General features: G+C 51.2%; 19 protein-coding genes and 1 pseudogene. 7 read left to right on the top strand and 13 right to left on the bottom strand.

What is annotated here, in order from left to right:
- Nucleotides 1–66 precede the first annotated feature (66 nt).
- Nucleotides 67–804, bottom strand: a complete 738-nt coding sequence (locus tag V7676_RS15770) for a Crp/Fnr family transcriptional regulator (RefSeq protein ID WP_335660568.1) — start codon at nt 802–804, stop codon at nt 67–69.
- Complete coding sequence (locus V7676_RS15775) at nt 804–2,219, bottom strand: sensor histidine kinase (RefSeq protein ID WP_335660569.1); 1,416 nt, start codon at nt 2,217–2,219, stop codon at nt 804–806. The genes V7676_RS15770 and V7676_RS15775 overlap by 1 nt, the downstream gene beginning before the upstream one ends.
- A gap of 251 nt (nt 2,220–2,470) precedes the next feature.
- Here V7676_RS15775 and V7676_RS15780 point away from each other — a divergent pair, with 251 nt between their 5' ends.
- On the top strand, nt 2,471–2,956 hold the full coding sequence (locus V7676_RS15780; RefSeq protein ID WP_335660570.1) for a pyridoxamine 5'-phosphate oxidase family protein: 486 nt from the start codon (nt 2,471–2,473) through the stop codon (nt 2,954–2,956).
- 75 nt (nt 2,957–3,031) lie between these two features.
- Here the strand turns inward: V7676_RS15780 and V7676_RS15785 are convergent, their stop codons facing one another.
- Nucleotides 3,032–3,322: a DUF883 family protein gene (locus V7676_RS15785; RefSeq protein ID WP_335660571.1), complete on the bottom strand. Its 291-nt coding sequence runs from the start codon at nt 3,320–3,322 to the stop codon at nt 3,032–3,034.
- A gap of 150 nt (nt 3,323–3,472) precedes the next feature.
- Here V7676_RS15785 and V7676_RS15790 point away from each other — a divergent pair, with 150 nt between their 5' ends.
- On the top strand, nt 3,473–4,249 hold the full coding sequence (locus V7676_RS15790) for a response regulator (protein ID WP_335660572.1): 777 nt from the start codon (nt 3,473–3,475) through the stop codon (nt 4,247–4,249).
- Nucleotides 4,250–4,257: 8 nt separating this feature from the next.
- Here V7676_RS15790 and V7676_RS15795 read toward each other — a convergent pair whose 3' ends face one another.
- The 4 genes from V7676_RS15795 to V7676_RS15810 form a co-directional block, all read right to left on the bottom strand.
- Nucleotides 4,258–4,857 (bottom strand): sigma-70 family RNA polymerase sigma factor, encoded by a 600-nt coding sequence (locus V7676_RS15795; RefSeq protein WP_335660573.1) that lies wholly within the window; start codon nt 4,855–4,857, stop codon nt 4,258–4,260.
- On the bottom strand, nt 4,850–5,071 hold the full coding sequence (locus V7676_RS15800) for a NepR family anti-sigma factor (protein WP_335660574.1): 222 nt from the start codon (nt 5,069–5,071) through the stop codon (nt 4,850–4,852). Before V7676_RS15800 ends, V7676_RS15795 begins: the two co-directional genes overlap by 8 nt.
- Before the next feature lie 118 nt (nt 5,072–5,189).
- Nucleotides 5,190–5,630, bottom strand: a complete 441-nt coding sequence (locus V7676_RS15805; protein WP_335660575.1) for a BLUF domain-containing protein — start codon at nt 5,628–5,630, stop codon at nt 5,190–5,192.
- 105 nt (nt 5,631–5,735) lie between these two features.
- Nucleotides 5,736–7,082 (bottom strand): mechanosensitive ion channel domain-containing protein, encoded by a 1,347-nt coding sequence (locus tag V7676_RS15810; RefSeq protein ID WP_335660576.1) that lies wholly within the window; start codon nt 7,080–7,082, stop codon nt 5,736–5,738.
- Between the two features lie 155 nt (nt 7,083–7,237).
- On the opposite strand from V7676_RS15810, the gene V7676_RS15815 reads away from it, so the two are divergent.
- The 3 genes from V7676_RS15815 to V7676_RS15825 all read left to right on the top strand — a co-directional run bounded on the left by V7676_RS15815 (nt 7,238) and on the right by V7676_RS15825 (nt 8,916).
- A complete protein-coding gene (locus tag V7676_RS15815) occupies nt 7,238–7,678 on the top strand; it encodes a ferritin-like domain-containing protein (protein WP_335660577.1) in 441 nt (146 codons plus the stop codon).
- Between the two features lie 75 nt (nt 7,679–7,753).
- A complete protein-coding gene (locus V7676_RS15820) occupies nt 7,754–7,903 on the top strand; it encodes a PLDc N-terminal domain-containing protein (protein ID WP_335660578.1) in 150 nt (49 codons plus the stop codon).
- A gap of 122 nt (nt 7,904–8,025) precedes the next feature.
- Nucleotides 8,026–8,916 carry a mechanosensitive ion channel family protein gene (locus tag V7676_RS15825; RefSeq protein ID WP_335660579.1) on the top strand — a complete coding sequence of 297 codons (891 nt, stop codon included), beginning with the start codon at nt 8,026–8,028 and terminating at the stop codon, nt 8,914–8,916.
- 76 nt (nt 8,917–8,992) lie between these two features.
- Here V7676_RS15825 and V7676_RS15830 read toward each other — a convergent pair whose 3' ends face one another.
- The 5 genes and pseudogenes from V7676_RS15830 to V7676_RS15850 all read right to left on the bottom strand — a co-directional run.
- Nucleotides 8,993–9,148: a hypothetical protein gene (locus tag V7676_RS15830; protein WP_335660580.1), complete on the bottom strand. Its 156-nt coding sequence runs from the start codon at nt 9,146–9,148 to the stop codon at nt 8,993–8,995.
- An 83-nt stretch (nt 9,149–9,231) separates the two neighbouring features.
- The gene (locus V7676_RS15835; RefSeq protein ID WP_335660581.1) at nt 9,232–9,681 is read right to left on the bottom strand and encodes a hemerythrin domain-containing protein; all 450 of its coding nucleotides are present in this window, start codon (nt 9,679–9,681) and stop codon (nt 9,232–9,234) included.
- A 42-nt stretch (nt 9,682–9,723) separates the two neighbouring features.
- Entirely contained in the window at nt 9,724–10,131 is a 408-nt protein-coding gene (locus V7676_RS15840; protein WP_335660582.1) for a host attachment family protein, read from the bottom strand.
- A gap of 107 nt (nt 10,132–10,238) precedes the next feature.
- A complete protein-coding gene (locus tag V7676_RS15845; protein ID WP_335660583.1) occupies nt 10,239–10,427 on the bottom strand; it encodes a hypothetical protein in 189 nt (62 codons plus the stop codon).
- Nucleotides 10,428–10,450: 23 nt separating this feature from the next.
- A pseudogene (locus V7676_RS15850) lies at nt 10,451–10,870 on the bottom strand (putative DNA modification/repair radical SAM protein); the annotation flags it as partial.
- Between the two features lie 107 nt (nt 10,871–10,977).
- On the opposite strand from V7676_RS15850, the gene V7676_RS15855 reads away from it, so the two are divergent.
- Together V7676_RS15855 and V7676_RS15860 are read left to right on the top strand one after the other, a co-directional pair.
- Nucleotides 10,978–11,487, top strand: a complete 510-nt coding sequence (locus tag V7676_RS15855) for a DUF421 domain-containing protein (protein WP_335660584.1) — start codon at nt 10,978–10,980, stop codon at nt 11,485–11,487.
- A 127-nt stretch (nt 11,488–11,614) separates the two neighbouring features.
- On the top strand, nt 11,615–11,881 hold the full coding sequence (locus V7676_RS15860) for a hypothetical protein (RefSeq protein WP_335660585.1): 267 nt from the start codon (nt 11,615–11,617) through the stop codon (nt 11,879–11,881).
- Between the two features lie 63 nt (nt 11,882–11,944).
- On the opposite strand, the gene V7676_RS15865 is transcribed toward V7676_RS15860, so the two are convergent.
- Nucleotides 11,945–13,207 carry a DUF2254 domain-containing protein gene (locus tag V7676_RS15865; protein ID WP_335660586.1) on the bottom strand — a complete coding sequence of 421 codons (1,263 nt, stop codon included), beginning with the start codon at nt 13,205–13,207 and terminating at the stop codon, nt 11,945–11,947.
- Between the last annotated feature and the right edge of the window lie 101 nt (nt 13,208–13,308).

A 13,308-nucleotide genomic window follows, 5' to 3' on the forward strand; every position in this document is an offset into this window, starting at 1 on the left:
CGAACTCCCTTTCATTGGTTCAAGCGACCAACGATAGAAAAGGAGACCGGTTCCAATATTTTTCGATTATTCTCTACCCAGTCGCATGCGGAAAGCGTCGAGGTGAAAATAGCTGGGATCAAATTGGCAGATTTCTGCCAAACGGCTGGCATCACGAAAGACGATCCAGCCTTTTTCTCGATCGAGCAAATCATCCTTTTCCAGTTGCCGTAGAACGCGATTGGTGTGGATTGGAGTCAGGCCCAGCGCGTCGGCAATGACAGTCTGTGTCAGCGGCATGCGAAAGCCATCGCGCGTGCCTTCGTCGATGATCTGTATCCGCCGGTGGAGTTCGAGAAGGAAATGACCAATCCGCTCGCGCGCGGTTTGCTGTCCATTGCGCACGATCTGTTCGCGCAGAAATGCCTCTTCCTGAACCTGCATCCACCAGAAAGCCAAAGTCAATTTACCGGATTCGGTCAGTAATCGCCGGAATTCGGAAGGTTCCACCGACAGGGTCTCCAGTTCGGTTATCGAGAGAACCGAGTGATCAGCTTCGGCTGCAACCAGCACCTGCAAATCGAAAATATCGCCTGGCAGAAGCACGTTCAATATCTGCCGGCGTCCGTCTTCCAGGGTTTTATACCGCACGGCCCAGCCTTGTTTGATGACCAGAACGCTATCCATCTGTTGGCCGGCGTCAACGATATCCAGATTGCGGTCGAAGCGTTTTTCTTTCCCTTCTAAGCCCATAACCCCATCCTGCACCACCTCATCAAGGTCCGCGTAAAATGAGATGCGGCGGAGCAGCGCCCTTTTGGCCATTATGTGGTTCCGTTCGGTTTGGGAAATGTCACCGTGCAGACCAAACCGTCCGGCGTCCAGTCCCGTTCAATGCTGCCATGCAAATTGCGGGTAATGCTGTGGTCGATGAGCGAAGATCCAAAGCCGCTATTAGAAGGAGATTCGGTAATCAATGGACCGCCCTTTTCCAGCCATATCAACTTAACCATTTCGGTTTCTTTTCCTGCTTCGACATCCCATTTAATGTCTACCTCACCATCACGCTCTGCCAACGCTCCATATTTCGCCGCATTGGTCGCAAGTTCATTTAGCACAAGCGACAGTGACACCATCGCATTCTCGGGAATTGTGAGGTCCGGGCCTGACACACTAACGCGAGGATAAGTCTGTGACAGATCATTGACCAACGCCTTGAACGAACCCGTTACGAAATTGGTGTCGAGCAATATCTGCTGCGCCCGGTTCAAGGCGCGCAATCGGCTGGAAATACGTTCCATATAGTCATCAATCGAGGTTGCTGATTTCTTGGTCAGCGTCATGATTGACTGCAGCGTAGAAAACAGATTCCGCAGCCGGTGATGCAATTCTCGGGTGTGAAGGCGTAGCTGGTCTTCCGTCTGAACCGAGTTTGTAACATCCTTGTTCAGACCCGTTAAGGTAGGCCTGCCGTTAACCAGCAAATGATCTCCAAATCCTTCAATCCAGCGAATTTCCTCCGATGGGAGCACAATACGAAATGTTGCTTCATATTTCTCTCCGAGGTTAGCCGCTGCGCTCATTGCAGTCACTACCGCATCTCGATCATCTTCGTGAATGCGGGCCATGGCGCTATCCAAATCAGCCAATTTTTCTCCGGCATCTTCACCCCATATCTTCATATATGCCCCGCCCCATTCTATGTGGCCACTTTCAAGATCAATTCGAAAACTGCTGGTGTTGCTGAGTGCAAGCGTCAATTCGAGATCGGTTCGATTCTGTGCCGCTTGTCTTTGGGCTTTCTCCCGAAGCGCCATTTCCCGGCGCAATTCCATCTCGCTGATGACCAGGTCAGAAAAGTCGCGCAAATGTTGGATTTCAGAATCGGTGGGTCTGGCTCGCGGTTCAGTGTCTCCAATCCAGAATGAGCCCAGCACCATCCCATCGGGAGCAATGAGCGGTGCACCCGCATAGAAGCGGATATAGGGCTCACCAATCACCAACGGGTTGTCGCGAAAACCGGATTTGGCTGTGTCTTCAACGACCAACGGTTCCTGACCATCCACTACATGTGAACAAAAGGAAATGTCTCTTGCGGTGGATTCGGATTTGATGCCCACTGCCGACTTGAACCATTGCCGGTCGGCATCAACGAATGAGATGGATGCCATTGGTGCTTTGAAAATATCGGCGCAAAGCCTCGTGATTCGGTCAAATGCGACTTCTGGGGCGCTGTCCATAATGTTGTAATGCCGAAGTGTTTTCAGTCGCTCTTCTTCGATAACTGAAGATCGCTTTGGTTTAGCTTGCTGACCAGAATGCATAATTTACCTTTTAATCGCCAATTGTCCGCTACGCCAAGCCTAATTTCTCTGGCGTCCTTATCCTAACTGCGAACCAGCAGATTTGTTGCAATTTTTCGGAACAAACAAGGCTTCGGTGCGTTCTTTTGAATGAACCCCGAGTGAAAATGAACAACAAGGAGTCCGCAATGACCCAAGAGAATCTCGAAGAACTTTATGACATGATTGACGATGTCGGAACCGCCATGCTGGTGACGGAGAATAACGCTGAATTGCGAAGCCGTCCGATGACCGGCAAATTGCATCGTGATACTGGCGAAATCTGGTTCCTGACCGAAACCGCATCTGAAAAGATACGGGAAATTTCAAAAGATGGCACGGCCAACCTGACCTATGCTTGTCCGGAAAAGGAGACATATATCTCGATTTCCGGCAGCGCGAAAACGATCCGCAATCAAGATAAGATTGATGACCTATGGGGACCATGGGCCGAAGCATGGCTGCAATGCGAGAAGGATGACCAAAAAGTTTCTGCTATTTGCTTTAAACCGGAAATAGCGGAATATTGGTCATCGCCATCTTCTACAATAGTCCAAAGCTGGGAACTGGCCAAAGCCAAGATCACCGACGAAAAGCCCGATCTGGGTGAAAACAAAACTGTGAAAATAGCTTAAAATCATTTCACAAGCATACAAAAAAGCGGGGTTTCAGCCCCGCTTTTTAATTGCCTATATAATTTAAATTGCGATCTATCTGCGAGCGAGCAGGGCGCCGACGATCAAGCCTACACCTGCCGTCACCAGCAATGTGCTCATTGGATTTTCTCGAACCGCCTCGCGCGCTTTTGCCTTTCCTTTGGAGCCAGCATCGAAAGCATTAGATCTCGCTTCTCCAGCTTTCTGTTTTGCTGTTGCACGGAGCTCTGCAGCGTTTTCCTTGGCGTCAGCAGTGACAGATTTCACCAGATTGGAAAAATCCTGCTTCAACGAGTTCATATCTTTCTTTACGGCTCCTAATTCTTCGGAATAATTGCCGGACATTGTTTTCTCCTTTTTTGATTGCATATAGCTTCAACGAGCAATGGGTTTAATCGTTCCCAAAAGACGCGAATTTGGTGAAAAATAATCGACTCTTCCCTTGCAACCCTTTTTGTTTTGATGCGTATGCTTCCCATCACGGAGTAAATTTGAATGTCCCTAGCCGAAACCCTTCGCCCGCAATTGCCTTATCTGCGCCGCTATGCGCGCGCGCTAACCGGAAATCAAAAAAGCGGGGATTCCTATGTGAAAGCAACATTGGAAGCCATTATCGCCGAACCGGATTCAATCGATACCAGTGGCGATATTCGCGTGCAGATTTACAAAATTTTCGGACGTATCTGGGAAAGCTCAAATGCGTATTCTGAAGTTGATGACGCCGGTAGTGGCGACGATCAGCTGACGACCATCCCTCCGATCAGCCGCCAAATCCTCTTGCTCACCGCGCTGGAAGGATTCTCTCTTTTCGATGTCGCCGACATCGCCAATATTGGGGAAAATTCAATTAATGGATTGATGGAAGAAGCGATTGCCGAGATTGATCGCGAAATGCGCACCGATGTCCTTATCATCGAGGATGAAGCGCTCATTACTATGGAGTTGGAGCAGATCGTTACTGAGCTTGGACATAATGTCTGCGGCACAGCAACTACGCACAAAGCTGCGCTAGCGGCGGTGGATAAAGCAAAACCCGGATTGGTGCTCGCCGATATTCAACTTGCCGACGGAAGCTCGGGCATTGATGCCGTTAAAGATATATTGGATCAGTTTTCAGTTCCGGTCATTTTCGTAACCGCTTTCCCGGAGCGATTGCTAACGGGCGAGAGGCCGGAACCAACTTTCCTAATCACCAAGCCTTTTCAATCAAATGCAATTCGCGCAGCCATCAGCCAAGCGCTATTCTTCTCCCAACAGACGGAAGCCGCATAATCGAGATTTCAGGGCACTTCCGAGACGATTTCATCAACTGCGCCGATGATATTTTCCAAAGCGGTTTCCGTGGGATTTATTTCACCTTCGGACGCTGCAGTGAAACGGCCATTTTTCAAAATGCCTGCAAGCGTTTTTCGGGCACGTGAAACACGGCTTTTCATCGTTCCGATAGCGCAGCCAGCAATCTCTGCGGCCTCTTCGTAAGCATATCCGCCAGCGCCGACCAAAATAATTGCTTCGCGCTGATCATCAGAAAGTTCCATCAACCCACGCTGCAAATCGGCAAGGTGGAGCGGGTCCTGCTGCGGAGCAGGCGCAGATAATATCCGTTCGGCCACAATCTCATCATAGTTGGCGGTAAACTTCTTCCGCCGCATATTGGAAAAATAGGTATTGCGCAGGATGACAAAGGTCCAGGCCCGCATCGAAGTACCTGCCTTGAACCGCTCGCGCGCCGCCCATGCTTTGAGCAAAGTGTCTTGCACGAGATCATCTGCCAGATCGGCGTTGCCGGACAGGCTGCGGCCAAATGCACGCAGGTGCGGGATGGTCTCTGCCAGTTCCTTCTTGAAATCTGCAGCGCTGAGTTGCTTGTGATCACTCATTCGATGGGGATCCGGAACCTGATGAACTGTCGCTGTCGTCCAGCTTGTCCAGCAAGGCGAGCATGTCCTCAGGCAATGGTTCCTGAAGCACGTTGTGATACATGGTCTTCAGACCTGCTCCCAATCTTTCCTGTGCTTCAACGTGAATCATATCTTGCTCTTCGTCCTGCTTCGCTTGCCCAGGTTGTTCATCTTTGTTGGTTGGATCCGACAATTTTGCCTCGTTTTACTAAACTCATGTGAAGTCAACACATGTCCTAGAAGAAAGTTCCATAGAGGCAAAGCAGAAAAATTTCCACTCAATGAATGTCAGTCACAACCGATAAATGCCATCATTCCGGTTTCATCACGTTATTCGTGGGCAAACCCAGGCTGCAAAAATTTCTGAAAATCTCGCTCGTTTCGTTGCTCACATCTTTGCGACCAAGTATCTTATCCAACGGATTATCCGATGAAATTTTGCCAGATTGAAATAATATGTTGGCCATATGCCAATCCGGAAATTCGCGTTCTGGTTTGCCGTCTTTGGAGAGAATGACGATACCATTATGACGCGGATCATTGGCAATGATCGCCATGCAATTGTTCACGCTTTCCGGCGCACCTTCGAGCAGCTGCATGAAATTGGTGCCATTGAAAACGAGTAGACCTGTAATTTCGTTTAGTTCGTTATTGCGCTGGGCGGATTCAACAATTTTCAAGAAGTCAGCCTCTTGCAGGCCCGCCTTGGCGGTGCTGATGTAGACCAGCGATCTGATGGAATTTTGCGACAACCGATACTTCCTTACACCCAGCGCACGGTATGCCATGCTAAACCGTAACGCCTGCTAGCACAGGATTTTACATTTTACACTAACATAGGTTAGGGGGCGATACCGTCACTCAACCGGGCGGTTATTGTCCAGCAAATCTGGTTCGGACTGCCCGGATCGTTCGGAATCCACCAGATGTTCGACGTGATCTTCTGGTGAAACGTCGAAATCGGTTTCGGACGCGGTTGGTTTCGTTTGTTTGGGGGCAGAGGCACCCTTTTTGGAGCCAGATCTTTGTACTACCTGATCAGGTAACCCGCCGTCAAAACGCAGCCGGTAAATCGGCTCCGGCAGAGCAAAACCTTCATCTTCCAGCGCATTTTTCGTTACGCGGATTGCCGCGCCCCGTGCTTTCTTGAAATCGCTTTCGCGCTGATCCACCCAGCCGTGAAAAGCGATGATAATGTTGGAATCGCCCACTTCCCTGATTTCCGCCGTGGCTTCGGGATCATCGAGCACATAGTCCTGACCGTTAATCGCGCGCAGGCCCGTATCGACCGCCGCGGCCGGGTCATCATCAGCGTCCACGCCCAGCTCAAAGGTAAAACGCCTTTGCGGGTTGCGGGTATAGTTTAGTATTTCGGCTTTGAAGACGGTTGCATTGGGTATGCGCAAATGATTGCCCTCAAGCGTCATCAATATCGTCGCGCGGGACGTCAGACGAACTACGCGACCTTCCTGCTGACCGACCAGGACATGATCGTTTGCGCGAAATGGCTGCCGGATGCTCAGCATGATACTGGAGATATAGTTATCTACGGTATCGCGCAGCGCGAAGCCAACCGCGAGGCCGATAACGCCGGCACCGCCAAGTACTGCGCCAATCGCGGCAGTCGCCCCGAGTATGTCTAGTGCGATGAATATCCCCAGGCCAATGAAAATCACCCGCACCGAACTGGCAACGAGTTCGGCCAGAAAGACATTGGGCGTGATCTTTTGCCAGAACGATTTCAGCGAGGCGATGAAATGGCCAAATAATCCAACCAGTATTGCCACCAGCAGTGCAACACCTATCAACGGCAGCGCAGCAAGAAATTGGTCGAAACTGCTGCTGAGATCATCAACAACCGGCTCGACATTGGAGCCGACAGACAAATCGCGTTCGAAATCAGTTTCGACAGTGACAACACCGGACACGCGCTGCGCAATAGCGCTGGCCCGGTCTATCGCAGCCTGATCTTCGAGCGTTCCGGAAAGGCGCACCACACCGGAATCGACCGCGACCCTGATATTGTCAAAACCGTCAATCTCGCCAAAAATTCCCCGGAGGCGCTCGGCTATAACCTCATCATCTTCCCCAACAGTTTCCGCGTCTATCGCTGGCTGCGTGGGTGCTGCTGCCTCTTCCGCGTCAACTTGAGCGGCAAGCTTTTGAGTAGGAGCGCCAAGTATCGCAACTGCCGCGGCGAACATGAAAAAATCTGGAAATTTGTTGAATATACGCGCCTCCCGAATTTGTTCCTAACGCTCTTCCAAAAGAAAAGTTCCGGGTCAAAAATAAAATATATTTGGGAACGCTCATAGGGGCTGGCGGTTGATTGGGTAGACTTCCAAAAAAAGAGGACATTATGACAAACGAACAAACCAACACCATCCTGAACGACGTTCTGGAAACGCTGATCGATTCAACCGACGGCTATGAAAAAGCCGCCGAAGTAGCTGATCGCCCGGCTTTTAAGCAACTTTTTGGGCGCCGTGCTGCCTCACGTCGTGCGATGGCTGCTGATGTACGCAACCACATTGTCGAACTTGGCGGAACGCCTGATGACGATGGTTCGATCCTGGCGAACATGCACAGGACATTTCTGTCAATCCGTGCTGCGGTGCAGGACAATGACAATGCCGCGATCGAAGCGGTCGACAATGGCGAAAAACATCTGCGCGAACAATTTGAAGACGCACTGGAAAACGATGACCTGAGCCCGTCCGCGCGCGCTTTGCTGAAGAAATATCAGGGCGAACTCCGCGCTGATGGCCGGCTGATCGATCAACTGGAAGACGCTGCGTAATCCAACCGCGCAAAACCCCACGAATGAAAGGAATTTAACATCGAATATGGTATTATTGGTTTAGTCATCCTTGCTTTGGATATCTGGGCGCTGCTGAGCGTTTGGGGTAGCGGGTCATCTGTCGGAAGCAAGATTATCTGGAGCGCGATCATCCTGATCCTTCCGCTAGTCGGACTAATTTTATGGTACTTTATTGGACCAAAAGGTAGTGCTGCTGCTGTATAGCAAACTATAACCACATTGTGGGTGATCTACCTGGATCACAAACTTAGCCCCGGCAGCCTCGCTGTCGGGGTTTTTTATGATGATATCAGATACGGAACGGAACCAATATCTGGTTCCAGCGTATGTCGAGAATGGAAAACTCGGTAGACACATCACTAAACACGCTCGAAATCCTGATTGAGCAGCTCAAATCCATGTGGGAGGGGCTGGTCCAGCTAATGCCCAGCCTTGTCATTGCGATCCTGTTCCTGATTGTGACCTGGATCATCGCCCGATTTGCGAGCAAAATCGCAGATCGCATCACTGCCAAGACCAATATGCGGCCCTCTCTCCAGGAATTGATCGACACTCTCGTCCGGATCAGTATCTGGACGGTTGGCTTGTTGGTCTCATTGACGATATTGCTTCCGGGATTGACGCCGGGCAGTCTTGTTGCCGGGCTTGGTATCGGTACCGTCGCTATCGGTTTCGCGTTCCAGGATATTTTCGAGAATTTCCTCGCCGGAATTCTGATTATGTTGCGCGAAAAGATGCGCATCGGTGATTATATTAAATGTGACGATATTGAAGGTAGGGTTGAAAAGATACTGCTGCGCGAAACGCATGTTCGCAAGCTATCCAATGAATTGAACATCGTGCCGAATTCCATCCTTTTTAAAAATCCGGTTGAGATACTCACTGATAAGGACCAGCGTCGCCACGATGTCGTTGTCGGCGTGTCCTATGATACCGATCTGGAAAACGCGCAGGCAGTCATCAGAAAAGCCGTTGAGGAAACCGAAGTCGTGGACACGAACAGAACGATTGATGTTTTCGCCTGCGAGTTCAATTCAAGTTCGGTGGACTACAAGGTCAGGTGGTGGTCCGGATCCGGGCAGCGCGAGATGCATGACAGCCGCGATCAGGTGGTCCGCAACATCAAGCGAGCGCTTGACGATGCAGGCATTGAAATTCCGTTCCCGTACATCACGCATACTTTCAAGGAGAAGATCCCACTCGCTTCCAATGATTGAGGGCGATGCGTACCAATTGACATAAAAAAACTCCCGGCCTTTAACGGGCCGGGAGCCTTTATTCGTTTGGCTTTAATCAGGCAGTCTGCGGTGGATAAGCCGTCGTGTAACTGTCTTCGTCGACACGCTCGTCACCGTCTTTCCGATTTTCCTGTATCTTCTTGATGATCATTTTCGCAGCGGCTGATACGGCAGCGGCTGCGAGGGTTCTGATAATATAGCGTTTTGCCATGATAGCATCTCCTTGGTTATGCCTGATCAACGCCGCACGTTTGATTTCGTTGCATCAAGCGTGCGGCGGTGTTGTTTAAGGTACTACGCGACCTTGTCCATTTCCGCCGGTTTGCGCTCGTCAAACTTCCGGAGAAGTTCGCTGGCCTTTTCCTCGCTCAAACCTTTTTTCGCCACCGGGAAGATATCATTCTCTTCTTCTTCCATATGGTGTTCCAGCCGATGTTTCAGCGTCTTGAACCGCGTCAGCCAGCCGGTATCGTCGAAATCCTTGTCGGACAATTCTTCGAAATAATCGTCGATTTCCTTGTGCTCGGCAACCGAATGGCGGCCTTCATCCTGCATTTCCGGACGGCCCAGCATTTCGGCATATAGAGACTGCCCCTCCGCATTGGCATGCGCGGACACGTCTATGCGAAGTGTTTCGAATGCCTCTCGCCGTTCCTTGGCGTCGCCGCTCGTATCGGCAACACGCTCGAGCATCTCGCGATGCTTGTCATGGTCTTCTTTCAGACGAATAAAAATATCAGTCATTTAGTTTTCCTTTTGTTGGGGGTTTGGGGTGCGCTAGCTTCGTCACGCCGCGCGGAGGGATTTCTCAATCTGATCGATCGGCGAGTTGGTCAGGGTTTTGTCGAGTTCAAGAATGATCTTGTCTTTCACTTCCTGATGTAAAACCGGACGTACTTCGCCGAGCGTATCGGGGTCTGCGACGAAAACAAGATGATCATAATCTCCGTCATGCGCGCGATTGTAAAGATGGTGCGCCAACTGCTTCGAGAAGGTCGCTTCATCAGTCTCCTGCTGAGAGGATTCCGGAACATAGGAACCAGAGGGTCCCTCTAACGCCAAATCCTTCGGCTCCAGTTCACCCTCTGATTTGAGACTTACATCGCCGGTCTTGTCGGTGTTCCGGAACATCTTCGCGCCCGCGCCGGTGGCGACCACCACGAGGCTGTCTTTCGGAAATCTGGTATTTCCCATTGGTAGTTCCTTTCATTGATAGCTTGTGCATCAACGAATGGGGATGGAAAAGGTTCCAGGAAAACGGCGTCAGGGCGCAATATTCGCGAACATTATGACCAGCAGACTCAAGTTAGGGGGTTTGCTCTTGCCAGCGCCAGATCACGGACAAATTTTTCATATTCGATTTTCCGTCCCGCCGCGTCCGGAATACGGAGCAAATAGGAGGGATGGACGGTGATCAGCAATCTCTGATTGTCCTCCAGATCGAAAAACTGCCCGCGATATCGCGACAGCGTGATCTTTTTCCCGATCAAGCAATGTGCCGCCGTGCTGCCCAGAACCGGTTCTCGACCCGCAATTTGCGTGCGACCTCGACCAGTTGCTCCATCGTGTGGTCCGGACTGCGGATAATCCCCGACGACAGGAAAAGCCCCTCGATATAATTTCGCTTGTAAAAATCCAGCGTGAGATCGACAATCTCCTGCACGGTGAACGCCGCGCGGCGGACATTGCTCGACGTCCGGTTGATGCAATAGAGGCAATCGAACATGCAGTAATTGGTCATCAGGATTTTGAGCAGCGAGATACAGCGACCATCCGGCGCATAGCTGTGGCAGATGCCCATGCCTGTCGTCGATCCGATACCGCCGGATTTCAGACTATTGCGCTTCACCGACCCGCTGGAAGCACAGGAAGCATCATATTTTGCGGCGTCCGCGAGGATCGCCAGCTTTTCGGCGCGATTCATTTTGGGCATCCGCTAGCATTATCACATGTTCATGATATGTTCCAACAAAACGTCATGCGGTGGCAACTATTCCGCCTGTCGTCGGTTGTTGCGGGAGATCGGGGAGAAAAAGCCAAATGTTTTCAGATGACACAACAATCAACCTGATCCTCAAGATCGCAATCCTTGGACCGGTCGCGCTGGTCTGGGTAGTGATCAACGTGCGTGTTGTCGGATTGCGCTCATTCTCCAAAATGACCGCCTTCGATTTTGTAACGACGGTGGCAATCGGATCACTGCTGGCGACCGCGATGACGGCTAGTTCCTGGCCGGGCTATTTGCAGGCAGTGGGCGGAATCAGTGCCTTGCTGCTTGCCCAATTTGTCATCAGCAAATTTCGCAGGGCATCGGATAGCGCCAAAGACGCTATATCCAATGATCCCGTTTGGCTGTTCAGGGAGGGGGAATTTCTGGAAGACAACATGGACTGTGCAAGGATTACCAGAGACGATCTTTTCGGGAAAATGCGCGAGGCAAACGCGCTCAAGATTTCCGATGTTCACGGTATCATCCTCGAACCCACTGGTGATATTTCGGTGCTCCATGGCGGGGAACCGGATAATGAAATTCTGCCGGGCAGGGATTGACCCGTCGGTTTCGGTGCAGTGGTAAATTGCATCCCTAGACTATTTTGGAACCATGCCGGACGTCGCTTGTTGGTGATTGCAGAGGGGCAATTTGTTGTCTCTTCATCTAGGAATGAAGGAATACAAAATGAGTAAACTAACCATTTTCACCGCGACGGCAGCAGCTCTGGCTTTGACCGCATGTGCGCAAGAAGACACAAGCGGCGCAGAAACAGCAACGGAAGTAGAAGCGCAGGAAGCTGAAGTAGCAGCCGATGAGGCGGAAGCCGCCGCGGATGCAGCTCCGACCGAAGCTGGCGAAGAAGCCATGGAAGAAAAAGCCGAAGCGCTGGAAGACAAGGCCGATGTTCTTGAAGAGAAAGCCGACGAAGAAGAAGGCGTTCTCGCACAATAATTCAGAATTTCCCTTTTGGGGAACTAGAGGAGGGCCAATCGAGCAATTCGGTTGGCCCTTTTGCTATTTATTGGCACCGACAACCTTCCTTGATCGCGCTTTCAGGTCATTGATGTCCTTTTCGTGCGTGATCGAACTCTCGGCTCTCACCAGTGCATCGCGGCTGGTATCGTCTGCAGTGTCAGAAAATATTTCCGGCCACGAACTTTTAAGCGCGAGCAATACCAGCTGGATTCGCTGTTGCACCTCAATATTGCCGCGTCCGTCCCTTGCAATCTTCGTGAAAAAATCATCAAACAAGCTGGTGAGCTCGATTTCAGCACAATGCAGCCTGGAATAGCGAACATCAGGATCTGATAGTTCCGCGCGCGTTTCGGCGAAAGCCTCAAAACAGCGCAGGCCACTGTTGATGACGGCGATCGCAGTACCCGGATCATTCACTGCGGGTGACAGCGCGCGGGATGCGATTTCGGAAAGCACAACCAGACCAAATCTGGGGTCCTGTTCAAAACTCCGGTCGCGTTCGATCAGGATTGTGTCCCGGAATGGCTGTGGATCAATCTCGAGCGGTTCGCCCCCTTCCAGATAGAGCAGCTCCCGGGCGGGATAAATCAGTTGGCCGGGATACACTGCCAGATGAACCGTCACGTCATGCTTGTCTGCTGCTTCCTGCAACGCGGCCATATCAATTGTGGTCACCAGCCCGCTTGCCGTCTCGCAGCTCACAGCCACCGCATCTTCCGGTACAGCCACCGCTGGTTCCGCGCCCAGGTAAGGGTTTTCACCATGCCATTTCAGCGCTTTTGATGCCGCCTTTTCCACCCGTTCAATCAGGTCGCGCATTCGTCCAAAGGTCGACAGCTGCTGGATCCAGCTGATCAGCGTGCCCGTAATGATGATGATCACCGCAATAGTCGCGAAAAACAGCAGAACACGGCCTTTGTCACCATAGAAATTCGCAGACAATCCGATGATGCCCACGATACTGAACAGAAAGGTTCCCAGAAAAGTCGACAGAGCATTCTGTGATCGGTCGTCGGCCAGCATCAGCGTAATGGTCCGCGGCGTGGCCGTATTGGTTGCGGAGCTATAGGCGGCAATCATGATCGAAACGGAAAAGGCGATCACCGCCAGCATGCTCGACGCCAATATCGTCAGCAAATCACCGACCGATCCGCTCGCGAGCTCCAGATCATAATTATAGGGAATGAGCGGACCGATCCACCTGGCCGCGACCACCGCGACAATTGCGGCCAGGCAGAACAACAATGCCCGAAACCATATTCTTTCGGGCAGTCGAAAAATGAATTTTTTGAACGCCAGCATTGTACAGGACTTTCTGAGTTTGACCGCGGTTTCGGAGCGGGTTCATGAAACTAGATCGTAGATGATAGGGGTTAAACCAAGCTATTCAATGTTCGTTTCAT

The sequence above is a fragment of the Parasphingorhabdus sp. genome, assembly GCF_036963805.1.
GTDB lineage: Bacteria > Pseudomonadota > Alphaproteobacteria > Sphingomonadales > Sphingomonadaceae > Parasphingorhabdus.